The following is a 23,516-nucleotide window of genomic DNA, read 5'->3' as shown; positions in this document are numbered from 1 at the left end:
CGGTGCGCGGCTTAGATGGTTTCGCGCTACGCCGTGAAAAACGGCGTTGGTTCGTTCCAGACTTCACTAAAACTCCTTGGCAAAAGGTGACCAATTGATATGAACTTGGTTTATTATCCCATAAGTGAGCTGTATTGCCATTGGTAACGCATGAATCGTTACCGTATAATCGCTGGCGAAAATCAACAAGGAGATTTTTCGCGTGTCTAATAACTCAAATAACACGACACCCAACTTACCAGTCGGGGACTTTGGCCAGGCGTTGCGTGGCGAGATTAAATTAACCATTGGGCAGTTGTTGCAGCGCTCGTGGGATATCACGTTGCGGTCACTGCCATGGATGCTTGGTGTGTTCATCGGTATTATGGCATTAAATTTCGTAGTTTCTGATGTGCTCGCATTGGTATTCCCATTCGACGAGCAGGTGCTTACCGACCAAACCGAAATTGACTGGGATCAGATTAATGTCGGTAACTTTATTGCGGGCAGTTTGCTGCAGGAACTTATATTGGCACCATTTGCAGCGATGCTGATTTATGTTGGCATGCTCAATGCGGCAGACCGTAATCCGTCGCTTAAGAAGCTGCGCGGCGTGTTAAAGTTTGCACCGCAGTTGGTGTTGGTGGCCTTTATTAAACTGTTTTTGACGGTTTTAGTGGCTGGTATTTTCGCGGCAATCGGGCTACTTCTTGGTGGTGCCTTCGCCGTGGTATTGGTCATGCTGGCAGTAATTTATTTGCAGTTGGTAATGATGTTTGCGGTACCACTAATTATTGACCGTGAACTCAACGCACCACGTGCGTTACTGGCAAGTTTCCTGGTGATCAATAAAGCGATGTTCCCCGTACTAGGGTTCATGGCGCTGGTTGTGGTTATTTGTGCGATCAGTGCAATCCCTTTGTTTTTGGGATTAATTTTTACGCTACCGATGGCGTTTAACGCAATAGGTGTTGTATACCATGCGCTTATCGGCTGCACCGATACGGAAATAGCGGAGTAACTATGCGATTTTGGGGATGGGGTGTTACAGCTTTATTGGTCGTGTTGGCAATCTGGTTGCCAACACGATTTCATCAGCAACCTGAACATTCTGAGCAAGTGGTTAGCGAACCTGCAGTTGTTGTGCCGACCATAACCGAAGTACCCGATTTTAATGACTTTACGGATGTAAGGGAAAAGAAACAGGCTTTCTTTGGCTATTTGGCGCCTATCGTTAAAGCTGAAAACGAAAAAATTGAAGCCGAGCGAAATCGTGCGCTTGAACTCAAAAATATCATTAAAAGCGCTACAAAACTGACCAAACAGCAACGCCAGCAACTTGAAACCATTGCTTCGCGTTACAACGTTGAAGTTGACTATGATGATTTAGAGGCCACCTTTGGGGTGTTGATGCGCCGCGTAGATGTGGTGCCTGAAGCACTGGTATTGGTTCAAGCTGCTAACGAGTCAGGGTGGGGCACATCACGCTTCGCCTTGGATGCGCTGAACTTCTTCGGTCAGTGGTGTTTTTCTCCTGGCTGTGGATTGGTGCCTGATTCGCGCGTGGATGGCATGAATCATGAAGTGCGTAAGTTTGACTCAGTCAATGCATCGGTGCGTAGCTATTTGCGTAATATCAATACACACCCGGCATACTTTGACTTGCGTCGATTACGTGCGGAACGGCGTAGCACTGGTGCTGACGTGAGAGCTTTAGACCTCACGCCAGGGCTGTTGAGCTATTCGGAACGTGGCGAAGACTACATTCATGAATTAAATTCAATGATACGTGTAAATCGCCCAATTATTGTCGATGTGCTTGAATCTAACTTAAATTCAGCACCCGAATAACGCCAGATTCATCAGTGAAACTCTGGTCGTCTGCTTCATCGCGATAATTCAAAAATGTGGTTGGCGTGCTGTGATCAAACGCAGTATCGCCATCACTGTTTTCTTCACCCGTTGCTTGAATTGATTTGAATTCAAATAACGCGGTATCCGCCAAATGCGAAGGCACAACATTCTGTAGTGCGCTTGCCATACTCTCAATGCGCCCGGGATACTGACGGTCCCATTGCTTGAGCAAGTCTTTAATAACTTTACGTTGCAGATTTTCCTGTGAACCACACAAGTTGCAGGGAATAATCGGAAAGTCCATATACTCTGAATACTTGGTAATGTCCTTTTCGCGCGCGTAGGCTAAGGGGCGAATCACCACATGCTTGCCGTTATCGCTGACAAGTTTTGGTGGCATTGATTTAATCGTACCGCCGTAAAACATATTCAGCATAAGTGTTTCGAGCATATCATCCCGGTGATGGCCAAGGGCAATCTTGGTGGCGCCTAATTCGCTTGCAACCCGGTATAAAATGCCACGGCGCAGGCGTGAGCAAAGCGAACAGGTGGTTTTGCCTTCAGGTATCTTTTCTTTGACGATGCTGTAGGTATCTTCTTCAATAATGCGAAAATCAACACCTTCATTTTTTAGATATTCGGGCAAGATGTGTTCAGGAAAACCGGGCTGCTTTTGGTCAAGATTCACCGCAATAATCTCAAACGTTATTGGCGCGACACGTTGCAAGAAACGCAGAATATCAAGCAGGGTATAACTGTCTTTACCGCCTGATAAACAGACCATGATGCGATCGCCATCTTCAATCATATTGAAATCTTGAATGGCTTGCCCAACGGAGCGGCGAAGTCGTTTTTTGAGCTTGTTAAAACCTTGCTGATTGGCTTGAGCCGTATTATTTTCTGCGCGCATAAGCACCTTCACTGAAACCGATAAAAAACGGCCGCGATTATAGCTTAATTGGCGACACAAATCCTTCCGGTTTTACTGCAAGTAGGTCGCAGTTTATCGATTCAATGACATGTTCTGCGGTATTGCCAAGCAATGCAGCCGAAAATCCAGTACGACCGATGGTTCCCAGTACAACCAGTTCAGCATCAAGTTCTTCAGCTAACTCTGGAATAACTTGTTCGGGCAGTCCTTCTCTAACGTGCTGATTCTGCGGCGATATATGAAAAGGCATGGCATGTTCAGCTAAAGCTATTTTGTGGTTTTCCTGAATGGTTTCGCGATAATTAGTGGTATCAAATTCAGGAATTTCAGCGGCAATGGTAATCGGCGCGCCTGGAAACGCATTCACCAAGTGCACGTCACTGTGCAGGCATTGTGCAAACTGTAATGCCGCCTCAGTGACAATGCGGTTTAAAGAACGATGGTGCTCATGTTCACCGGTGGTATGAATTGCAGCCAGTATTTTCCCGTGCTCGGGCCATTCGTGCTCTTTGACTAATAACACCTTGCACGGCGCTTTGCGCAGCAGATGCCAGTCTGTTGGTGTGAATAGCAGGGCGGCGAGGCCTTCGTGCTCATGGGTCGCTTTAACAATGATATCGTAGTTGCCTTGCATCGCGGTTTCAATGATGGCTTCAAATGGGCGGTTGTGCCATAAGATTTTCACGTCGTAGTCGATGTCGCGCGTGTTGTAGTCTTCGAGAATATCCTTCACCCATACCTCGCGATCGGTGATGAGGCTGTCACGCATACTATTACGCTCGTCGGCGGCTAACATCGTGGTCATTTCATACGAAAAGTCATAAATAGAAAGCATAAACGTAACGTGGGCACCACTAATTCGCGCTAAATGAAGGGCTCGATTCAGTGCTTTTTGCTGCTCGCGATCAGCGTCTAACACAGCGAGTATTTTTTTTACGCAACTCATAGTGCACCTCTTATATACCAGTCACTCAATGCGTTGAGTTTAGCTAACAAAAGGTTAAACAGCCAAGTTAGTTTATGAGGTGTAATTGACGCAAGGCAATAATCAATGTCCACAAGCCGTAAACAATCATTATCGCACCCATCAATTGTCGAAAACCTTTGGATTTGAGAAATTGCTGCAGACTATGACTTAACCAACCAAAGGCAAACATAGCAGGCAGCGTGCCGACGCCGAAAGCAGCCATGTACAGTGCGCCATTCGTTGCGGAACCGCTGACTGCGGCCCAGCTCAAGGCGCTGTAAACCAAACCACAGGGTAACCACCCCCATAGCATTCCAGCGCTGAATAGCATTGGATACGAATGACTGGCACGCATGCGTGATGCAAGGGGTTGCAGCTGCCGCCATAGTGGTTGCCCTAAGCGTTCGAGGTAACGCAAACCGAACCACCAATGCCCCAAGTAGAGACCAAACAAAATAAGGATGAACGCGGCAACTATTCGCAATCCAACTAAACCGTTCTCTGCAAATCCGGCAAGGTTGCTAACGGCAGCACCGATAAGCGCGCCTGCAATGCTGTAAGACACAATACGCCCGACGTTGTAGGTTAGTAGTTGAAGGCTATTTACACGGCCAGCAAAAGCGCCCGCGATACCGCCACACATCATGATGCAATGCCCTGCGCCGGCTAGCCCCATGAGTATTGCGGCAAAAATATCAATGGTCATCAGGTTCAGAGTTCTCGGGTTTCTTTTTTTGCGGCTGGTCATCAAGCAATATATTCATGCCCTGACGCTCGAGGTCTTCAAACTGATCACTACGAACGGCCCACAAGAAAACGCCAACGGCTATAAGTACGAATAGAATTGCGATGGGTATTAAAACGTAAAGACTGTCCATTAGCGATACAACCTTAGTGAATTAAGCAATACGATGAGTGAGCTCGCTGACATGCCGATAGCGGCAATATAAGGTGTCACGAATCCTGCCATCGCAACAGGCAGAATACCAATATTGTAAATTAAAGCCCATAGGATATTTTGTCGCAGTATTGTCCGTGCTTTTTGGGTGATGGTGCGAAATTCGAGTAACGCACTGAATTGATTTCGTAGCAGCACCACATCCGATGCGGTACGCGCCAAGTCAGCAGCATGGCCGAAGGTAATTGAAACATCGGCTTGTGCAAGCACTGGGCCGTCATTTAAACCATCCCCGATCATTGCAACTGGGCCGTCCTGCTGGGCTTTGGTTAAATGCGCGAGCTTATCCGCTGGCAGGCAATTGGCAAATACATGTTGAATACCCAGCTGATCTGCGACTTGTGTAGCAAGGTTGGTGCTATCTCCTGTGAGCATAATGACGCGGATATCAGCCTGTTGCAGCGCTTCTACCGTGGTTTTGGTGTCGTCGCGTAACTTGTCGCCAACATAAAACTCAGCCAATACTGCTGTTGGTGTGGCGACAAATACTTGCGCCAAATCCAACGTTGGCGTGAAAGTAGGGTGCCAGTGCTGAATGTATCTGAGACTGCCGAGTCGAATTGGTGTGGTGGTGTTTGTCGCTGCCAAATGTGGATGCCAAGTCGCTTCGATACCAAGCCCGGATTCATGGTGCACAGCAGAAACTTTCGCCTGTTGTTCGGTTAGTTGCTGCAGCGGCGCTGCTAACGGATGCTCAGAGGTAAGCTCTAACGATTGAACCAACTCTTTAATCGCTTCAGGTTGGTGCTCTGAGCTATGAAAGTGGGTGGCTTGCAGCGAAAACTCGCCGGTGGTTAAGGTGCCAGTTTTATCGACAAAGACGGTTTTTACATCAGGTAATATTTGCAACACATCTGCGTTTCGCAGCAATATTCCGGATTTATTCAACTTATGAATGGCACCTGTTACTGCTGTAGGGGCAGCTAAAGCGAGCGCGCATGGACAGGTGGCAACAAGTACCGATAAGGTGACCCAAAATGCTTGCGTAGGGTCTATTACCGTCCAAATCAAGAAGGTTGCTGCGGCCAGCATCAATATGCGTACCACGAATTTGCTTGCCATGCGCTCGGCGACGCGCGCCAGTTTTGGTTTGCGCGATAAGGCTAAGTCTTGTAGCTCAATAATACTCGCCAATACAGTTTGTTGCTGGGTTGCTGTAACTTTAATGCGAATCGGCTGTGTTTTGTTAATACTGCCCGCAAGAACAGGATCTCTTTCACGTTTCATTATCAACCTGCTTTCGCCGGTTAACAGGCTTTCATTTACGCCTGCTTGCTGCGTCAGTAGCTCGCCATCAGCTGGAATGGTGGCGCCGGGAAGTACTTGAATGATATCGCCAATTTGCAACTGACTAACCGGCACTGAGGTTAGTTTCGCCGCGCTATCTTCACGCTGCGCGATGGCGGGCAGCAGTTTAACCAAGTTGGCCGAGGCGCTGATTGCCTTTTGCCGCGCTAATAACTCGAAGTAGCGGCCAACCAACAAAAAGAAGGTAAACATAGCCACGGATTCAAAATACACTTCACCTTCGTTTATGAAGGTTGCGTAGGCACTTGCACCGTATGCTGACAGTAGGGCGACTGTAACCGGAACATCCATATTGGGTTGGCCCGCTTGAATGCTGCGAATAGCGCCAATATAGAAGGGTTGGGCGCTATAGAGTAATACAGGTGTTGCCATAAATAGGCTTATCCACCACATAAACTGTCGCAACTGCGGGTCAAGATCACTAACCACCCCGAAGTAAAGGCCAATAGCTAGCATCATTACTTGCATGGTGGCGATGCCCGCAACGCCTAAGCGCGTGACAAAGTAGCGGCGGCGCTTCTTGAAGGCTTGTTCTTGCGTTGCTGACTGAAACGGTAAAGCGCGATAACCGAGTTCAGCAATTGCTTGCAGAATTTGGCTGAGTTGGAGCTGATCATGGCGCCAGGAAATTTGCACGCGTTCGGTGGTGGCATTAACTTGAACGTGCTGAACACCTTTGAGGCGTTTCACGTGTTGCTCGATTAACCACGCACAGGCCGAGCAGGTCATCCCCTCGATAGACAAGCTAATAGTCCGAATTCCGTCGGTTTCACGCGTGAATTGCTTCTGTAGTTCGTGGTCGTCGTATGCTTTAAGCTGTTGCAACTCTTCTGGAACCAAAGGCACCTGAAGCGGGTTGCTGGTGTCTCGATAGCGATAAAAATGCAGTAAATCCTGTTGCGCAATAGTTTCTGCTACAGCCTGGCAGCCGTAGCAGCATACTGAATAGTCATGATCATCAATCGTCACACGGTAGCCACCGTCATTCGGCAGTGGCTGCAAACAATGGAAGCATTGGCCTTCCGGTGGCTGTGGTAACGAAGCACTCATGAATTAAACGCCGTAGGTTAACGGTTTTATTGCAAGCTCTCGGTAGGCGGGTAAATTCACTTGCTGTGAAACACGCCAGCTGTTGTCGAACGGGGTAATGGTAATGGTCCATTTACCTTCTTGATTGTTGAGTATCTCACCGCGGTAGACTCCTTGGCCATCCGCCGTTAAGGTTACCGAAAAATCTTTATCAGCTAAGGTGCTGTGATAAAAGCTTACGCGAAGCGCTGTTAACTGGCTTGGCGCGCCACTTGAATAAGAAAGTGTAAAACGGTTATCTGTTTGATTAAATGCGAACTCGATATTCAACGCTTGTGCGGCTTGAACTTTTTCAACTTGTGCATTAATGCCGCGGCCTTTCTTATAGTAGTCATCAACAACCATCGGGTTATCGCCATAACTGCTCGCAACGGTCAGCGTAATAATCATCGCGACGATAACTGAAAACGGAATGAGCATTAGGAACCACGGCCAAAACTGCTTATACCAAGGTTTTACCATGCGACATTGACCTCAATTTAATTCTAATTAAAAGAAAAAACCCCGCAGCAGCGGGGTCTTTAGTTTAGTCCTGCGAGAGCCCGTAAACGTACGAACTTATTACATGGATTTTATCCTCACCGAGAATATCTTTCCAAGCTGGCATGACGCCATTACGCCCATTGCGTAAGGTTTCTTCAATTGCGTCTTGTGAACCGCCATATAACCATATGTTGTCGGTTAAGTTTGGCGCGCCAAGCGCTTGATTCCCTTTACCATCCTGGCCATGACATGCCGCACATACCGCAAAGTTAGCCTCACCTGCTTTGGCAAGTTCAGGGTCAACTTTACGACCACTTAGGCCAATAACATACGTAGCAAGTTCGGTAATCTGTTGTTCATTGAACTGGCTTTGTGCCGGCATCATACCGTTACGACCTGCAATTAACGATTGTTTGATATCAGCAGGGGTTCCGCCGTAAAGCCAATCGTCGTCAGTTAGGTTAGGGAAGCCTTTACCGCCCATAGCATTAGAACCATGGCATTGCGCACAGTTTTGGATAAACAAACGTTGACCAATTTTAACCGCTTCCGGATCCTGCGAAAGTTCTTCAACGGAACGCTCAGAAAGCGCCGCGAAGACCGGACCAAACTTTTCTTCGGCTTGATCAATTTGGCGGTCATACTCAACAATTAAACCAGCTTCATGTGCTGCTTTAGTTGCTTGTTTTGACTCTTCTAAAGAACGCACATCCTGGTTTGAGCTGCTCCAGCCAAGCAGGCCAGCAAAGTTACCCAAACCTGGATACAGAGCTAAATATAAAAAGCCCCACACGATGGTGATCCAGAACAATATTGTCCACCAGCGTGGCATCGGGTTATTAATTTCCACGATGCCATCAAACTCGTGGTCCATTAACTCGCCTTCTTTGATACCCGTATAGTTGGTCATATTCCAGCGAAGAAGCCAGATAATACCGACCAAAAAGGCCAAAGTTAGCACAATTATCCATGCACTCCAGAAGCTACTCATTATTCTTCGACTCCTGTTTAGTAGTGTCCTTGGTTACTGACGATTTTTTATCTTCATCAAAAATAGAGTTGGCAGCCTCGTCAAAACGTTTCTTTTGACCTTTACTGAACGCCCACCAAACTACACCAATGAACAGTACGAAAACTAAAACGGTGTAAAAACTACGCCAAGTGATGTAATCCATCTTACTTAGCCTGCGTCAAGCCAGTTCCGAGCACTTGCAGATAAGCAATCAAGGCTTCCATTTCGGTTTTACCTTGCACTGCTGCCTGTGCACCGGCGATTTCCTCGTCGGTATAAGGCGCTCCAAATTTGCGGAATACTTCAAGTTTTTTTGCTGTTAATTCGCCATCAAGCGTATTCTCAGCAAGCCATGGGAAGCCTGGCATATTCGACTCAGGAACCACATCACGAGGGTTCATCAAATGAACGTAGTGCCATTCATCACTATAACGACCACCAACGCGAGCAAGATCAGGGCCTGTCCGTTTTGAACCCCACAAAAATGGGCGTTCCCAAACGTGCTCACCCGCAAGCGAGTAGTGACCATAACGTTCGGTTTCGGAACGGAATGGACGAATCATCTGGCTGTGACAGTTATTGCACCCTTCACGGATGTATATATCACGACCTTCCATTTGCAATGCAGTATAAGGTTCCAACCCAATTACTGGTTCGTTCGTTTGCTTTTGGAACAACAGTGGCGTGATTTCGACCAAGCCGCCGATTGAAATAGCAATAGTCATTAATACTGCTAACCAACCAACGCGCTTTTCAACGAAATCGTGTTTAATGTTTTTGCTCATTGAATCGACTCCTTACGCTGACTGAGTAGCTGTTGAGGCGGGCGCATGGGCAACTGCTTCAACATGTTCAACAGTTGGCTTGCCTGCGCGAACGGTGCGATACACGTTAACCGCCATTAAGACCATACCCGCTACAATAAATAGGCCACCAACAAAGCGGATGAACCAGAACGGATAGGACGCCACGACGCTTTCTGCGAAACTGTAGGTAAGCGTACCGTCAGTTGCATTCACTGCTCGCCACATCAGACCTTGCATTACGCCTGAAATCCATAGCGCAACGATGTAGAGCACAACACCTATGGTGTGCAACCAGAAATGAATGTTAATCCAACGTATGTTGTGCATTTGCGTTTGGCTCCACAAGCGTGGAATCAAATAGTACAACGAGCCGATGGTAATCATTGCGACCCAACCTAACGCGCCTGAGTGCACATGGCCAATTGTCCAGTCGGTGTAGTGTGAAAGAGCATTCACCGACTTAATGGCCATCATTGGACCTTCAAAGGTAGACATGCCATAAAACGACAATGAAACGATAAGGAAGCGCAAAATTGGATCGGTTTTCAGCTTATGCCATGCACCTGACAGGGTCATGATACCGTTGATCATACCGCCCCATGAAGGTACGAATAGAATCACCGACATAACCATGCCCAGTGACTGGGTCCAGTCAGGCAGCGCGGTATAATGCAAGTGGTGCGGACCGGCCCAGATGTAAAGTGAAATCAACGCCCAAAAGTGAACGACCGACAAACGATATGAATAAACTGGACGTTCGGCTTGTTTAGGTACGAAGTAGTACATCATACCCAAGAAGCCCGCAGTAAGGAGGAAGCCCACAGCATTATGGCCATACCACCATTGCACCATGGCATCCACTGAGCCTGCGTAGAGACTGTACGACTTCGTGAACGATACCGGAACGACCATACTATTGACGATATGAAGCACGGCTATCGTGACAATAAAGCCACCGTAAAACCAATTGGCAACGTAGATATGTGAAGTGTTGCGCTTAACCAACGTACCAAAGAATACAATAATGTATGCGACCCAAACGAGTGCGATTAAAATATCAATTGGCCATTCAAGTTCGGCGTACTCTTTTGAGCTGGTCAACCCCATAGGCAAGGTAATTACGGCGAGAACGATTACCGTTTGCCAGCCCCAAAACACAAAACTAGCCAACTTATCTGAGAACAACGCGGTTTTACATGTTTTCTGAACAATATAAAACGATGTTCCTATAAGTGCTGATGTACCAAATGCAAAAATCACCGCGTTGGTATGCAATGGACGTAACCTGGAGTAGGTTAGCCAAGGCGTGTCAAAGTTTAATTCTGGCCAGATCAGCTGGGCAGCAATAAATACGCCCACTGTCATGCCAATGATTCCCCAAATAACGGTCATAATGGCAAACTGCCTTACAACCTTTAGGTTATATTCAATCTGTAGTGGATTCGTTTGGCTCATTTTTGTTTTCCGCGTTGATGCTCTGAAAGTTTAAGACAGAGTAACGTGACATATAATAAGGTTGCCTGTCGGTTCCCATGTCGGTAGTTTGACAAACGCCGTTATTTTACGATTTTTACAGCAAGAAAAATAGGCTGAAAACAGGAAAAATGCGCGGTATACAGGCGCTTGGCGAATTTTTAGACAACTATTTTATTTCCTATTTTAAGGTCATTTATACCCACATGAAACATATGGTCATTATTTTCGTGCTTTGTAGCCTGATTATGTTAACCGCTTGTGAACAGCGAGCGCACAGGGTTGAGGATAGTTCAAATAAAAAAATCTTCCATAAAATTGATCCTGATCAACTCCAGGTGGAGCAAGAAATACTTGTGATTTTTGAAGCACCTGAAGCATTTCAACTGCAGCAGGGGCGGGTTGAAGGCGTGAGCATGTATATGGGCTATATGCCCGTTCAAGTGTCGCGGATAAACGCAACGCAATGGCAGGCTAAATTTCAGTTAGGCGCCTGTACTGAGCCATCAATGCGCTGGCGGGTTAGTGTTCCGTGGCAACGGAATGATGGAAACGAGCAGGGCGTTTATCGATTCGAATTTACGACCGAAACTAATTGAAACAAATATTACAAGTGTAAAGCTTATGCGCATGATATATTTTTAAAAATAACATTTGGCTACAAGGTGACTACATGTCTATTGCATTACTATGGATTTTAGTGGGCGTAGTGCTAATTTTGTCCGAACTCATGTTAACCAGCGTGGTTGCAGTGTTTCTAGGCATAGGTGCTATTGTAACCGGGCTTTTAGTTCACTGGGGATTGATTGAGGAAATATCAATTCAGTTTGCAGTTTTCGGAACTGTGAGCTTGGTAACATTGTTGTTGGCCCGAGGCCGTATAAAGCAGTGGTTTACGGGCTACACGGCCGATCATGATGAAACCAAACCTAATTTTCAACGTGATATTGGTGCGCGTGTTACGGTTGTGAAAGAGTTCAAACATGGCGCGGGCCGCGTTTTATTAAATGGGGTGCAGTGGGATGCTTTTTCGGAAGATGAATTGAAAGTCGGCGACACCGCATGGGTAATTGCTAATGAAGGCATTCAACTCACTGTGCAAAAGAAACGGATGCCCGTTCAAACGAAGGAAGGTAATTCATGAATGCTACTTTTAATGTAGAAACGGTATTAGCAATTGGCTTTGCTATTGCAGTTATTATTGTTGTTCTCAAGTCAGCCCGGATTGTTCCGCAACGCTCTAACTATGTCATTGAGCGGCTAGGCAAATATAACCGCACGCTTGATTCAGGCTTTCACTTTTTAATTCCTTTTATCGACAAAGTTGCCTATCAGCATACGCTAAAAGAAGAAGTAATTGATGTTGAGCGTCAGGCTTGTGTAACCCGGGATAATATTCAAGTTGGTATAAATGGTGTGCTGTATATTCAGGTGGTTGACGCACATAAAGCCAGTTACGGTATTAATAACTACCGTTATGCCGCATCACAGTTGGCGCAAACCACCATGCGCTCGGTGATTGGTCAGACTGACCTTGATAAAACGTTCGAGGAACGCGCAAAAATTAATGAAATAGTGGTTCAAGCGCTTGATGAAGCGGCCTCACCTTGGGGTATCAAGGTATTACGTTACGAAATTTCTGACATTGAGCTGCCGCTAAGTATAAAAGATGCGCTCGAACAGCAAATGCGCGCGGAGCGTGAACGTCGTGCAGCCATTGCTAAATCTGAGGGTGAGCGTCAGGCAATGATTAACGTATCTGAGGGCCAGAAACAGGAAGTTATTAACTTATCTGAAGCTGAAAAACAAAAGCAGATTAATGAAGCCGAAGGCCGCGCACGCGAGATTGAATTGATCGCGGTGGCTACAGCTGAAGGCCTGGGCAAAATTGCTATCGCAATTCAACAGCCTGGTGGCCAAGACGCCGTGAGTTTGCGCGTTGCTGAACAATACGTGAAAGAGTTCGGTAATTTAGCGAAAGAAAGCACCACGCTCATTTTACCTGCACAACTTGCTGATATTGGCAGTGCGGTTGCTGGGCTTACTGAGATTATTAAGAAAAAGAGTTAATGTAGTTTTCCTTTCCAGCGTAACTAAAAGGTCGTTCATCGAAGATGAGCGACCTTTTGTGATCAATTTTGCCAATATATACCTATAAAGCACAATCATTTTCATTGGGATATTATTTCATGCAGTTGTTTAATCGGTTCGTAATTATCGGAAGCTTCATTGTTATTGGCCTTACTGCGCCGCATAGTGCGCACGGGCAGCAATGGGGTGGCGGTGACCGAGCAGCGTTGGTGGTGATGCAACCGGTGGGATTTGAACGTGTGCAACGTAATGTTGAATCTGTTGGTTACGCTGAAGCGCTGCGTTCAGTCGCGCTTTATCCAGCGGTGGGGGATTTGGTGTTATCGGTAAACTTCAATCCTGGTGACCGTGTTAAGGCCGGCGATGTGTTGGTTCGTTTAGATGATCGCCAGCAACAGATTGACCTTGAACGATCGCGTATTCAACTCGAAGACGCTGAACGAACAGTTAAACGTTTAACCACGAGCCGCCAGCAAGGCGCAATATCGCAAAGTGAACTTGATGTGGCTGTTACTGCGCGTGATTTATTGAAAGTTGCGGTACGCGAAGCTGAGGTTGCTTATGAAGACCGCCAAGTACGCGCACCGTTTGATGGCATCGTAGGTATAACAGACGTTGAAGCAGGCGACCGCATTACTGAACAAACGATGATTACAACGTTGGATCAACGTGATGAATTGTATGTGGATTTTAATGCTCCGGAAGTTGCAATCGAAATGTTACAACAGGACGCAGAATTGATTGTACGCCCTTGGACCAGCCGTAACACCGATATACCTGCCGAAATCATAGACATTGACTCGCGTGTTGATGTCACCAACCGAACCATTCGCGTGCGCGCAAAAATTGATAATAGTAATGACCTCTGGCGGCCAGGCATGAGCTTTCGGGTTGCCTTGGCTTATCAAGGCGATAGCTATGCGGTTGTACCTGAGGCGGCATTAATGTGGAGCGCTGATGGCGCCTACGTATGGGTGGAAAAGGAAGGCAAAGCCCAGCGCGTTGAAGTGAATATTCAACAGCGTCTTGAAGGCCGCATCTTGGTGACTGGGAATCTACAACTGGGTGATAACCTCATTGTTGAAGGGGTGCAAAGCATTCGTCCAGGCCAGAGCGTTCGTGATGTAACGGACGCGGAGTCAGAGTCATGAAATTTGCGCCTCAACTGAACGATTTACCGTCGTTGGCCATTCGCCGGCCAATCTTAATTATTGTTTTAAATTTACTCATTATCTTGGCCGGTTACGCTGCTATTAATGGCGTTGAAGTACGCGAGTTACCTGATGTTGACCGTCCTATCGTTACGGTTTCAGGAAGTTTCCCTGGGGCAGCACCTGAAACCGTTGATACCGAGGTAACGAGTCGGCTTGAAGGTGCTGTGGCGCGCGTCAGTGGTGTCAAACAAATTCGCGCTTCAAGTGAAGAGGGTAGCTCACGTATCGTGGTTGAGTTTCGGCCGGGTATTGATCTTGATAATGCGGCCAATGAAATTCGTGAGGCAGTCAGCCAAGTACAACGGCAATTGCCAGAAGAAGTTGAAAATGTTGCAATAATTAAAGCTGACAACGATGCTCAATCGGTCGTTTCACTCGCTATTTCAAGTAAAACACTGGATTTAGAAACGCTTACAGAACGCGTTGAAACCGATTTAGCACCCAACTTTTTAAGCGTGCCCGGGGTTGCCGATGTACGCCTGAATGGCGATAGAGAACGCGTTCTGCGGGTAATACTTGACCCCTTAAGGCTTGCCAGTTACGAATTAACCGTAACTGACGTGGCCAATGTGTTGCGCCAAGCGCCATTTGATGTGCCGGCTGGCAGTTTAAAGTCAACCGACCAACAATTGATTGTACGTGCCGATGCGAGCTCCATATCGGTTGACGATGTGGAAAACATTGTGGTGCGTGATACGACCAGAATTGGTGATGTTGCAACCGTGTTTTTTGGCCCCGCGGACGCAAACAGCATGGTTCGCCTTGATGGGAAACCAGTCATCGGCTTGGGTGTGATTCGTCAAGCGCGGTCTAACACCATCGAAATTTCCGACGAAGTGCTTGCCCTCGTTGATAAACTTAAGCTGCAGTATCCGGAGCTTGAAATACAAGTCACCTCAGATGATGCAAAATTCATTCGTAGCTCGGTGGAAGAAGTCTTTATTTCACTGGCTTTGACCATTGCATTGGTGGTGGTCACGCTTTGGGTGTTTATTGGTTCTGGGCGCGCAACAATTATTCCAGCTTTAGCGATACCGGTTGCGCTTATTGGTTCGATAGCCGTTATTTGGGTGCTCGGTTTCTCCGTCAATATTTTGACATTACTCGCCTTAGTACTGGCGACGGGCCTTATCGTCGATGATGCGATTGTCGTTTCTGAAAATATTCAGCGCCGTCGTAGCTTGGGGCTTGGCGCTCGTGCCGCCGCAGTTATTGGTACTCGTGAAGTGTTCTTCGCTGTTGTTGCAACAACCGCTGTGCTTGTTGCGGTTTTTGTGCCAATTGCGTTTCTGCCTTCAACAGCGGGGCGACTGTTTAGAGAGTTTGGCGGTGTGCTGGCTGCAGCTGTCATCATTTCATCATTCGTCGCGTTGTCTCTGGTACCGGCATTGACCGCTCGATTACCACTTAAAGCTGCGAAGGAAACAAAGCTGCAGCGCTTTGGTACAAAATTGCGCAATGCGTATAGCAAAACCTTACATATCGCGCTCGATAAAGCTATTTGGGTATTTTTAGCGAGCTGCATTATTGCGGCCGCCGCCGCATATTTATACTTTCAGGTGGATAATGAATTAATGCCTGATGAAGACCGCGGTACAATTCGTATCTTCGCGCGCGGACCTGATGGCGTAGGTATCGATTTTATGGATCGCCAAGCCCAACAAATGGAAGAAATTCTGTTGCCGTACGTTAACGGCGGGGCGGTTGACAGTATCAACACCGTGGTTGGCCAATGGGATCCAAATTTAGTATTCATTACGGTGCGCCTTACCGATTGGGAAGAGCGCGACAAAAGCCAGCAAGACATCATTGATGAAATTAGTGGGCCGCTGAGCGAAATCCCAGGTGCACCAGCCCGAGCTTTTGGCTCAAACAGCCTGAACTTGCGTGGCCAAGGTGGTGGTCTCGAGTTTGCGTTAACTGGCGAAAATTACGCTGAAATATTCCGTGCAGCGCAGAAATTTACCGCGCGACTGCAAGAAGAATTGCCCGAAGTGGGTTACCCACGAATTTCGTATCAACCAACGCAGCCGCAGTTAAGGGTTAATATTGACCGAAAACGTGCGGAAGAGCTGGGCGTACCATTAAGTGATATTTCGACCACGCTGCGAGCCGCAATTAATGGGTTGGATGTTACTGATCTGAACATTGGTGATCAGGCTGTACCAATCATGTTGCAAGCGCAACGCAGTTTAATTCGTGATCCAACCGATATCATGAATCTGTATGTCGGCTCCCGTGAAACGGGTCTGGTGCCACTGTCGAGTTTAACCAACATTACCGAAGAAGGGGTTCCAGCCGAACTGGAGCGTCGCGCACAACGCCGCGCAATTGAAGTGGACATGGAGCAGCCGACGTCTATTCCATTAGAGGATGTGGTTGCGCAGTTACGTCAATTGGCAGCTGAGGAGCTGCCGAGTGGGATTGGCTTAGTGTTACTTGGTGAAGCTGAGGCGTATGAAGAAACATCTCGCGAAGTAGCACTGACGTACATTCTTGCTTTTATTATTGTATTTCTGGTACTTGCCGCGCAGTTCGAAAGCGTCAACTCAGCAGTTGTTGTTATGGCGACGGTGCCATTTGGTATTGCCGCAGCGTTTTTCGCGCTTTACGTGACGGGCACCTCAATCAATATCTTTTCGCAAATTGGACTGGTTATGCTGATAGGCCTTATCGCGAAAAACTCAATTCTCTTGGTCGAATTTGCCGACCAATTGCGTGACCAAGGGCAAAATGTACGTGAAGCCATTGAAAATGCGGCTGAAATTCGCTTGCGCCCAATAATGATGACATTGGTATCAACGCTACTGGGTGCGCTGCCGTTAATTTTATCGATGGGCGCGGGCGCGGAATCGCGCAACTCTATCGGTTGGGTTGTATTTGGTGGGTTAGCCTTTGCTGTTCTGTTTACGTTATATTTAACGCCTGTAATTTATTTGGCCTTGGCTCGCTTCACGAAGCCACGTGCTGACGAAACGAACCGACTCGAAAGCGAAATGGAAAAGGCAGGTGACATGTAATGAAAGTTCAAGCTACAGGGAATGTGCTCGGATTATTGGCTGGGTGGCTGTTACTCACGCAGCCAGCCAATGCCGAGGTTATTGATAGTGCCCAAAATGGGTTTACCATTGAATTTACGCGTGAAATTAATGCACCAGTTACTGACGTCTATGGTGCACTCACGGACAACATTGGCCAGTGGTGGCTTGATGCCCACACCTGGTATGGCTCTGGTAAAAACATGACGCTAACACCTGCCGCTATGGGGTGCTTTTGTGAGACGTTTGGTGACTCCGAAACCATGCACATGCAAGTTGCAAAGGTTGAGCCGAATAGTCTTGTTCGCTTACTTGGCGGGCTTGGTCCGTTGCAAGGCGAGGGCGTAACTGGCGTCATGGAGTGGCGCATGAAAGCCATTGCAGATAATCGCACTGAGTTTTCGCTGTTCTACCGCGTCGGCGGATACACTCCGAGTGATTTGAGTCAGTGGGCTGGTGCAGTCGATGGTGTACTGCAAGAACAAATGGGTGCTATGAAAAATTTCGTTGAGCGAGTTACCCAATAAAAACTGGCACTTACGTTTAACTCATCTAAACTTATCCCGTCTAAAAATTTTGATGGGACCACTATGTATTCACGACGCTTTCCTCGATTAGCCGCAGCCTTAACACTCTGCGGCTTATCTTCAGCGGCTTACGCACAAGAATCTCTGCCTTTATGTGAAACAACAATTAAAGAAGGCGCATTTACTTCAGAAGCGACCTTATATGAAGACGAGTATGATTACGTTTATGTGAGTATTTGGATTTCGCGTCAACTGAAAGATGGCACGACCATCGTAACAGACGATCCAGAAGCTGAATTTATCTCCCAGGTTGTTAATGCTTCAACGCTTAAGTTTAAATTCAATTACGATTCAAATGCCAATGGCGAGTGGGGGTATAGCCCACAAGTGGGCCAGCTTTGGTTGCCTGGGTTTTACACAACAAACGACCAAGGCGAGCGTTTAGAACATCAGGTGCAGGTACAAAGTTTTCGCGTTAAAAATACCGACTACAACGTAACAACCGATGCCGAGCATAACGGCAATTTTATGTACGATTATGAATTACCTCGTGATGCAATTACTGCAATGAACAATTTCTGGGTCATGAATGAGCCAGTGCAGGTGATTATGTCATTGTCTCCAAATTCACCAAGTGCTTATGTTACGGTTGATGATGCCGGTTGGCTGAAATTCAGTGAGCGAATTAATTCCAGCACCAAAGGGTTAATGGACGATTATGTTGCTGAGAAATGTGACCCCGAATACGCTTGCTTTTTTACAACGGCAGCGGTTCATAACATTGGTTTAAACGATGACTGTTGGGAACTAAGTTATTTGAGAAGATTTAGAGATACTGTTTTACAACGTACCGATGCAGGCCGACGTGCTATCGAAATCTATTACCAACAAGCGCCCAAAATTGTTCGCCAAATAGAACGACGCACCGATGCGAAATTAATTTGGTTAAAAACCTACTGGTTAGGTGTATTACCAACAGCAGCTCTTGCTCAACTGGGATTAAACGGATTGGCCGTTAAATATTATGAAAGATTATTTAATAAATTACAGAAATTAGCCCATTCATAAAATCGTGCGCTACGTGAAATCTATCCGAGTTTGCTTAGCGTAACCGCCAAATATTAAAAAAACAGGCTTATTTTCCATAAAAGTGTAAGTCATCACTTGTTCTACTCTTCATTCACAATAGTCTATTTAACATAATGTACATTATACGAAATTGATATTGGATGTAAAAAAGGAGGCCGCGGGCGAACTTCCCACGGCCTCTCATGTGTGCAATTAACTGCAGTCAGGCTACGACGGATTCGCTAGAAACGTCACAGCAGCGCCTATCGCCATACCGAATAGTAGAATCCCAACATAAACAAGCCACTGCTTGCCTAATACCGCTCGTTGCAGCTGTTGATCATTTCTACGCGGTACAACAAATAATTCTTCCCGTGTTATTTCGAATACTGCGCAAAGTGCCGATAAAGTTTCAGGAGCTGCGTTGCCGTCCTTCTCGATACGTTGAACCGTTCTTAAACTTACACCGCATGCTTCAGCAAGGTGTTGTTGGGTCCATCCGTGTTGGCTTCTAAGTTCTCGAACTTTTCGAGCTTGAATATCCATTGAATGCCCCTACGCGAAAAGTTTTACGAGATATGCGCTCAGCGCACCAAAAATTAAGCCTGCAACAAACATGATAAAGAAGGTTTTCCAGCCCAATTTGGTTTTATTAATTGCCATAGCGTGCTCATTGGTTTCAACGCGTTTATCGTCAATATATAAATGACAGGCAATTTGTCCTTTCCATATACTCACAACGTCAAACTCAACACGGTATTTGTGGCCATCAAGCTCAAACTCATGCCCACTTTTGAAGCGCCAGGATATTTTCGTAGAAACTTTACTGTCATCCACATATATTGTTTCGCGGCCACTAAACCCGCTGGCGTGTGCCGCTATTTCATGGTTGTTATGGGTAAAATAAAACCAAAATCCATTACGTAGAATGTCTAACATGCCAACAGTTTGTTCGTCTTTTTTCATTTTTTTATTCCTAGGTGTCGATAACAAGTTAGGTGTAAGTTACCGATAATCCTGCACCACCGTGACGACATTTAGCGGACAGTCATATAATTTGTCACATCTGTCGTATTCGTGTCGTATTTAACGCGCCGTGATATATTGTGCCATTCAGGCATATGATTCAACTGGGGTTATCGGGCTATGCGCTATTTACTTGTTGTTGCTTTGTCACTTTATTTTGCCGTTCTGACGCCGGCACAAGCGAACATATTTTTTAAGGTTTCTCATCCCGAACAGCAACCCACTTCGTATCTTTTCGGTACCATGCATATGGTTTGCGGTGTTGACATTGCAACGCCTAAGCCGGTTCTGAATGCGTTTGAACGTTCCCAGCAACTGGTTGTTGAAGTGAATTTAGCGGAGCCGGAGCAACAGCTCGCGCTGCAACAGAACGTGTTGCAACATCCCGCGGACTACCTTGAGCAAGCATTGAGTAACGCGCAGTATTTGCAATTAAAGTCGCTTGTTGAAGAAGAGTTAAACCTACCGTTTCAACAGGTATCAGCGATACGACCGGTATTTTTAAGTGCCCTATTTCTACAAAACTATCTGGAATGCGCAACAGCACCGTTACGGCTCGACGAATTTTTTACAGTTCAGGCCAACCGAACCGAGAAAATGATTGTGGGACTGGAGTCCGTTGTTGACCAGATTTCGCTTTTTGATGCCATTCCACTCGATTTACAAGTGACTGCACTGTTTGAGTTGGCCACTGAACCAAACCAAAGTAAGCAATCATTACAGCAGCTTGAGCAAGCTTATCTAACCGGTAACGGGCATGAAGTTTATCAACTTATTCAAGATCAAGATGACTTTGGCGATTACCAATATGGATTGCTTGATCATCGAAACGTACAGTGGTTTGAGAAGCTCCCTAAATTGTTGGCATCTCAATCGACTTTTATTGCCGTTGGCGCTGGCCATTTAGGTGGTTCAAACGGGCTTGTCGCGTTGTTAGAAAACGCGGGATATACCGTTACCCCTATTCCAGTCAGTTTTGTTAATCAAGACTAAGGGAATGCGTGGCGAGCATCGCTTACAGTGGTATCATGGGCTGTAACTTAAAGGGAGACAAAGAATGCGCATTGCTGCGGAAGCACTACAACCAAAAATTACCGAATGGGCCGAACAACGGCCAACCACCTCAGCACCAAGTGCGTTGGTTGGGCAGCAACGTGCGCTGTCAGCACTGCACCAGGCATTAAGCATAGCTGGTCGCTACGCGCATGGATATATTGTAACCCCCGCGGGCATGCGGACGCTTGATGTGCTGAATGAAGTGCAGAATGAACAACACTGGTTACATGCCAACAAATTTGACTGGGTATATGTATCAAACCCAGAAAGCGCCTATCAGCCGCTTTGCGTAAACCTGCCATGTGGAAAAGCCAATGATTTTCTCATTAAACTCTGGGAATTTTTACAGGCGGATGTATCTGTACGTGGCCCGTTGAAAGACTTTATTTTAGAAACTTACGCCAGTGAACGCGTTGCTAAATATATTGCGTTGATTGAAGATAAAACCTTTGACGATTTGCCCGGTTCTGAACTGGCGACAGTTATTGTAACGCACGATGAACATGAGCCATTCATGTTGTGTGATCGTGTTACTGAGTCGACCTTGTTTGGTAGCATTCGGTTACAAAGTGTTGAAGGAACTATTTCATCCGATCTTCACCTCATTGAAGCTGGGGCGGTGCTGAAAGCGAACGGTGGTGTGCTAGCCATTGACGCCGAAGAGCTCTTAATACAACCAGGCTTGTGGCGTAAATTAAAGTATATTTTACGCACTAGCGAATTTGATTGGGCGCAACCAGGTGATGCCAATATAGCGGCGTATTACCAGCCTGAAGCCATTCCTATACACATTAAAGTGCTACTGCTTGGCGAGCGAGAAATTTATGCTCAATTAAGGGAACTTGATCGTGATTTTGATAATTTATTTCCCTATTTAGCTGACTTTTCGTCACATTACTCGCTGCAAAAAGCGCCTCTTGCGCCCTACTTTGACTATTTAAGCTATGTTGTGCGCGAAGCCGCTGTGCAGCCATTAGCTGCCGATGCATATTCCGCAATATTTAAGTTTGTAACCCGTATTACTGATTTTCAAACCGAGTTGTCGCTCGACACTATCGCAATAATGCAGTTGCTGCGAGAAGCTTGCGCGCTGGCAAACAAGGCGCAAAGCGCTGAAATAAGCGGTGAACATATTCGCCAGGCGCTTGCACAGCGCGACCAGCGCGATGGCTACATTGCCGAGCTAAGTCGTCGTTCCATTCTTGAAGGGCAAGTTTATATTGCCACCGAAGGCGAAGTGATTGGCCAGATTAATGGCCTTACTGTTATTACCGCTGGCGGTCATGAATTTGGTGAGCCAACGCGAATCACAGCAACGGTGCATTATGGTGACGGCGATATTATCGATATTGACCGTAAGTCTGAGCTGAGTGGCAGTATTCACACGAAAGGCGTGATGATTTTAAGCGCCTATATTGCCAATGTATTCGCTCGCAATGAAGCTATGGCATTGTCAGCCACGATTGTGTTTGAACAGTCCTACCACGAAGTTGACGGCGACAGCGCGTCGCTGGCTGAACTCTGCTGCTTGCTGTCGGCTTTAGCCGAAGCGCCGATTCAACAAGGCTTGGCAATTACCGGTGCTGTTGACCAATTTGGCCGTGTACAAGCGATTGGTGCCGTTAATGAAAAGATTGAAGGTTATTTCGAACTCTGTCGTATCCGTGGCTTAACGGGGCACCAAGGCGTAATTATTCCTGCAGCTAACTTGAGCCAACTCAATCTTGGTGACGATGTGATTAAAGCTGTTAAAGCCAATCAATTTCATGTATTCGCGATAGAACACGTTGGCCAGGCATTGGAGTTACTAACACAATCTGAGCAAAAACAACTATATGCACGCATTGAGCAGCGCTTAAATGAATTGCAACGTATTGACCGCGAGCTACCTTGGTGGCGAAAATTAATTGCACGATAATACTTGTCGGACTTGTTAAGCGTACACGTGTTCGCTAATCTACGCGAGAAACCTCACAATGATTAGCGCTTTCTAATGATTGACGCAGCAAAACAAGGTACTTATGAAACAAAATAGCTTTACTCGCGAAGAGCTCTTAGCCTGCTCACGCGGCGAAATGTTTGGTCCTGGCAATAGCCAGCTCCCTGCCCCTAATATGCTCATGATGGACCGTGTCTTAGAGATTACGGAAGACGGCGGAGCCTACGGTAAAGGGTACATTCATGCCGAACTGGATATAAACCCAGATTTATGGTTTTTTGACTGCCACTTTATTGGCGATCCGGTCATGCCCGGTTGTCTTGGGCTCGATGCGATGTGGCAACTGACAGGCTTCTTCTTAGCCTGTTTAGGTGGTCCTGGTCGTGGTCGCGCGCTTGGTGTTGGTGAAGTTAAATTTACCGGACAAATTCTGCCATCTGCTAAAAAAGTAAGTTATTTCATTGATTATAAACGTGTTTTAAAACGTTCATTGTACATGGGAATAGCTGATGGGCGCGTTGAAGTCGACGGTAGAACTATCTATACCGCAAAAGATTTAAAAGTTGGTTTGTTTACTGACACATCAACGTTTTAAATAAATACAGGCTGTAGAAATGTTAAAAGCCCGCTAATTTTTGGCGGGCTTTTTCATGGGTAGGATTATTTTTTTTCCACGCATCATGTGGACGGGATTTAT

At 46.5% G+C, this 23,516-nt stretch carries 24 protein-coding genes; 12 read left to right on the top strand and 12 right to left on the bottom strand.

What is annotated here, in order from left to right; genetic code table 11:
* Positions 1-202: 202 nt before the first annotated feature.
* Positions 203-1,000 carry a hypothetical protein gene (locus ACN0UN_RS01150; RefSeq protein ID WP_417658341.1) on the top strand — a complete coding sequence of 266 codons (798 nt, stop codon included), beginning with the start codon at positions 203-205 and terminating at the stop codon, positions 998-1,000.
* Between the two features lie 2 nt (positions 1,001-1,002).
* Positions 1,003-1,830, top strand: coding sequence for a glucosaminidase domain-containing protein (locus ACN0UN_RS01145; protein ID WP_417658340.1), 828 nt, complete (start codon positions 1,003-1,005; stop codon positions 1,828-1,830).
* Here ACN0UN_RS01145 and ttcA read toward each other — a convergent pair.
* From ttcA to ccoN, 10 genes are all read right to left on the bottom strand, one after another.
* A complete protein-coding gene (gene ttcA, locus ACN0UN_RS01140; RefSeq protein WP_417658339.1) occupies positions 1,805-2,743 on the bottom strand; it encodes a tRNA 2-thiocytidine(32) synthetase TtcA in 939 nt (312 codons plus the stop codon). The genes ACN0UN_RS01145 and ttcA overlap by 26 nt on opposite strands.
* Before the next feature lie 37 nt (positions 2,744-2,780).
* Positions 2,781-3,710, bottom strand: a complete 930-nt coding sequence (gene uspE / locus ACN0UN_RS01135; protein WP_417658338.1) for a universal stress protein UspE — start codon at positions 3,708-3,710, stop codon at positions 2,781-2,783.
* A gap of 67 nt (positions 3,711-3,777) precedes the next feature.
* On the bottom strand, positions 3,778-4,437 hold the full coding sequence (locus tag ACN0UN_RS01130) for a sulfite exporter TauE/SafE family protein (RefSeq protein WP_417658337.1): 660 nt from the start codon (positions 4,435-4,437) through the stop codon (positions 3,778-3,780).
* The gene (gene ccoS, locus ACN0UN_RS01125) at positions 4,427-4,609 is read right to left on the bottom strand and encodes a cbb3-type cytochrome oxidase assembly protein CcoS (RefSeq protein ID WP_417658336.1); all 183 of its coding nucleotides are present in this window, start codon (positions 4,607-4,609) and stop codon (positions 4,427-4,429) included. Before ccoS ends, ACN0UN_RS01130 begins: the two co-directional genes overlap by 11 nt.
* Positions 4,609-7,047 carry a heavy metal translocating P-type ATPase gene (locus ACN0UN_RS01120; RefSeq protein ID WP_417658335.1) on the bottom strand — a complete coding sequence of 813 codons (2,439 nt, stop codon included), beginning with the start codon at positions 7,045-7,047 and terminating at the stop codon, positions 4,609-4,611. Before ACN0UN_RS01120 ends, ccoS begins: the two co-directional genes overlap by 1 nt.
* Before the next feature lie 3 nt (positions 7,048-7,050).
* On the bottom strand, positions 7,051-7,548 hold the full coding sequence (locus ACN0UN_RS01115) for a FixH family protein (RefSeq protein WP_417658334.1): 498 nt from the start codon (positions 7,546-7,548) through the stop codon (positions 7,051-7,053).
* Positions 7,549-7,612: 64 nt separating this feature from the next.
* Complete coding sequence (ccoP, locus tag ACN0UN_RS01110) at positions 7,613-8,560, bottom strand: cytochrome-c oxidase, cbb3-type subunit III (protein ID WP_417658333.1); 948 nt, start codon at positions 8,558-8,560, stop codon at positions 7,613-7,615.
* Complete coding sequence (locus ACN0UN_RS01105) at positions 8,553-8,744, bottom strand: cbb3-type cytochrome oxidase subunit 3 (RefSeq protein ID WP_128351550.1); 192 nt, start codon at positions 8,742-8,744, stop codon at positions 8,553-8,555. The genes ccoP and ACN0UN_RS01105 overlap by 8 nt, the downstream gene beginning before the upstream one ends.
* Position 8,745: 1 nt before the next feature.
* Complete coding sequence (gene ccoO, locus ACN0UN_RS01100; RefSeq protein WP_417658332.1) at positions 8,746-9,366, bottom strand: cytochrome-c oxidase, cbb3-type subunit II; 621 nt, start codon at positions 9,364-9,366, stop codon at positions 8,746-8,748.
* A 12-nt stretch (positions 9,367-9,378) separates the two neighbouring features.
* Positions 9,379-10,842 (bottom strand): cytochrome-c oxidase, cbb3-type subunit I, encoded by a 1,464-nt coding sequence (ccoN, locus tag ACN0UN_RS01095; RefSeq protein ID WP_417658331.1) that lies wholly within the window; start codon positions 10,840-10,842, stop codon positions 9,379-9,381.
* Between the two features lie 149 nt (positions 10,843-10,991).
* On the opposite strand from ccoN, the gene ACN0UN_RS01090 reads away from it, so the two are divergent.
* From ACN0UN_RS01090 to ACN0UN_RS01060, 7 genes are all read left to right on the top strand, one after another.
* Positions 10,992-11,459 (top strand): hypothetical protein, encoded by a 468-nt coding sequence (locus ACN0UN_RS01090; RefSeq protein WP_417658330.1) that lies wholly within the window; start codon positions 10,992-10,994, stop codon positions 11,457-11,459.
* A 74-nt stretch (positions 11,460-11,533) separates the two neighbouring features.
* Positions 11,534-12,004 (top strand): NfeD family protein, encoded by a 471-nt coding sequence (locus ACN0UN_RS01085; protein ID WP_417658329.1) that lies wholly within the window; start codon positions 11,534-11,536, stop codon positions 12,002-12,004.
* Positions 12,001-12,930 carry an SPFH domain-containing protein gene (locus ACN0UN_RS01080; protein WP_417658328.1) on the top strand — a complete coding sequence of 310 codons (930 nt, stop codon included), beginning with the start codon at positions 12,001-12,003 and terminating at the stop codon, positions 12,928-12,930. Before ACN0UN_RS01085 ends, ACN0UN_RS01080 begins: the two co-directional genes overlap by 4 nt.
* A 119-nt stretch (positions 12,931-13,049) precedes the next feature.
* The gene (locus ACN0UN_RS01075) at positions 13,050-14,102 is read left to right on the top strand and encodes an efflux RND transporter periplasmic adaptor subunit (protein ID WP_417658327.1); all 1,053 of its coding nucleotides are present in this window, start codon (positions 13,050-13,052) and stop codon (positions 14,100-14,102) included.
* Positions 14,099-17,185, top strand: a complete 3,087-nt coding sequence (locus tag ACN0UN_RS01070) for an efflux RND transporter permease subunit (protein WP_417658326.1) — start codon at positions 14,099-14,101, stop codon at positions 17,183-17,185. The genes ACN0UN_RS01075 and ACN0UN_RS01070 overlap by 4 nt, the downstream gene beginning before the upstream one ends.
* A complete protein-coding gene (locus ACN0UN_RS01065) occupies positions 17,185-17,730 on the top strand; it encodes an SRPBCC family protein (RefSeq protein ID WP_417658325.1) in 546 nt (181 codons plus the stop codon). The genes ACN0UN_RS01070 and ACN0UN_RS01065 overlap by 1 nt, the downstream gene beginning before the upstream one ends.
* A gap of 63 nt (positions 17,731-17,793) precedes the next feature.
* The gene (locus ACN0UN_RS01060; RefSeq protein WP_417658324.1) at positions 17,794-18,798 is read left to right on the top strand and encodes a CFI-box-CTERM domain-containing protein; all 1,005 of its coding nucleotides are present in this window, start codon (positions 17,794-17,796) and stop codon (positions 18,796-18,798) included.
* A gap of 228 nt (positions 18,799-19,026) precedes the next feature.
* On the opposite strand, the gene ACN0UN_RS01055 is transcribed toward ACN0UN_RS01060, so the two are convergent.
* Together ACN0UN_RS01055 and ACN0UN_RS01050 are read right to left on the bottom strand one after the other, a co-directional pair.
* The gene (locus tag ACN0UN_RS01055) at positions 19,027-19,344 is read right to left on the bottom strand and encodes a helix-turn-helix transcriptional regulator (protein ID WP_417658323.1); all 318 of its coding nucleotides are present in this window, start codon (positions 19,342-19,344) and stop codon (positions 19,027-19,029) included.
* A 9-nt stretch (positions 19,345-19,353) separates the two neighbouring features.
* Positions 19,354-19,764 (bottom strand): hypothetical protein, encoded by a 411-nt coding sequence (locus ACN0UN_RS01050; RefSeq protein WP_417658322.1) that lies wholly within the window; start codon positions 19,762-19,764, stop codon positions 19,354-19,356.
* Between the two features lie 180 nt (positions 19,765-19,944).
* On the opposite strand from ACN0UN_RS01050, the gene ACN0UN_RS01045 reads away from it, so the two are divergent.
* From ACN0UN_RS01045 to fabA, 3 genes are all read left to right on the top strand, one after another.
* Positions 19,945-20,817, top strand: a complete 873-nt coding sequence (locus tag ACN0UN_RS01045; RefSeq protein WP_417658321.1) for a TraB/GumN family protein — start codon at positions 19,945-19,947, stop codon at positions 20,815-20,817.
* A 64-nt stretch (positions 20,818-20,881) separates the two neighbouring features.
* Positions 20,882-22,798 carry an AAA family ATPase gene (locus ACN0UN_RS01040; RefSeq protein ID WP_417658320.1) on the top strand — a complete coding sequence of 639 codons (1,917 nt, stop codon included), beginning with the start codon at positions 20,882-20,884 and terminating at the stop codon, positions 22,796-22,798.
* Between the two features lie 103 nt (positions 22,799-22,901).
* Entirely contained in the window at positions 22,902-23,414 is a 513-nt protein-coding gene (gene fabA / locus ACN0UN_RS01035) for a 3-hydroxyacyl-[acyl-carrier-protein] dehydratase FabA (protein WP_128351537.1), read from the top strand.
* Positions 23,415-23,516 lie beyond the last annotated feature (102 nt).

Origin of the sequence: Pseudidiomarina sp. (genome assembly GCF_048267825.1) — a bacterium.
Classification (GTDB): domain Bacteria; phylum Pseudomonadota; class Gammaproteobacteria; order Enterobacterales; family Alteromonadaceae; genus Pseudidiomarina.
This window is presented reverse-complemented; position numbering and strand designations above follow the sequence as displayed.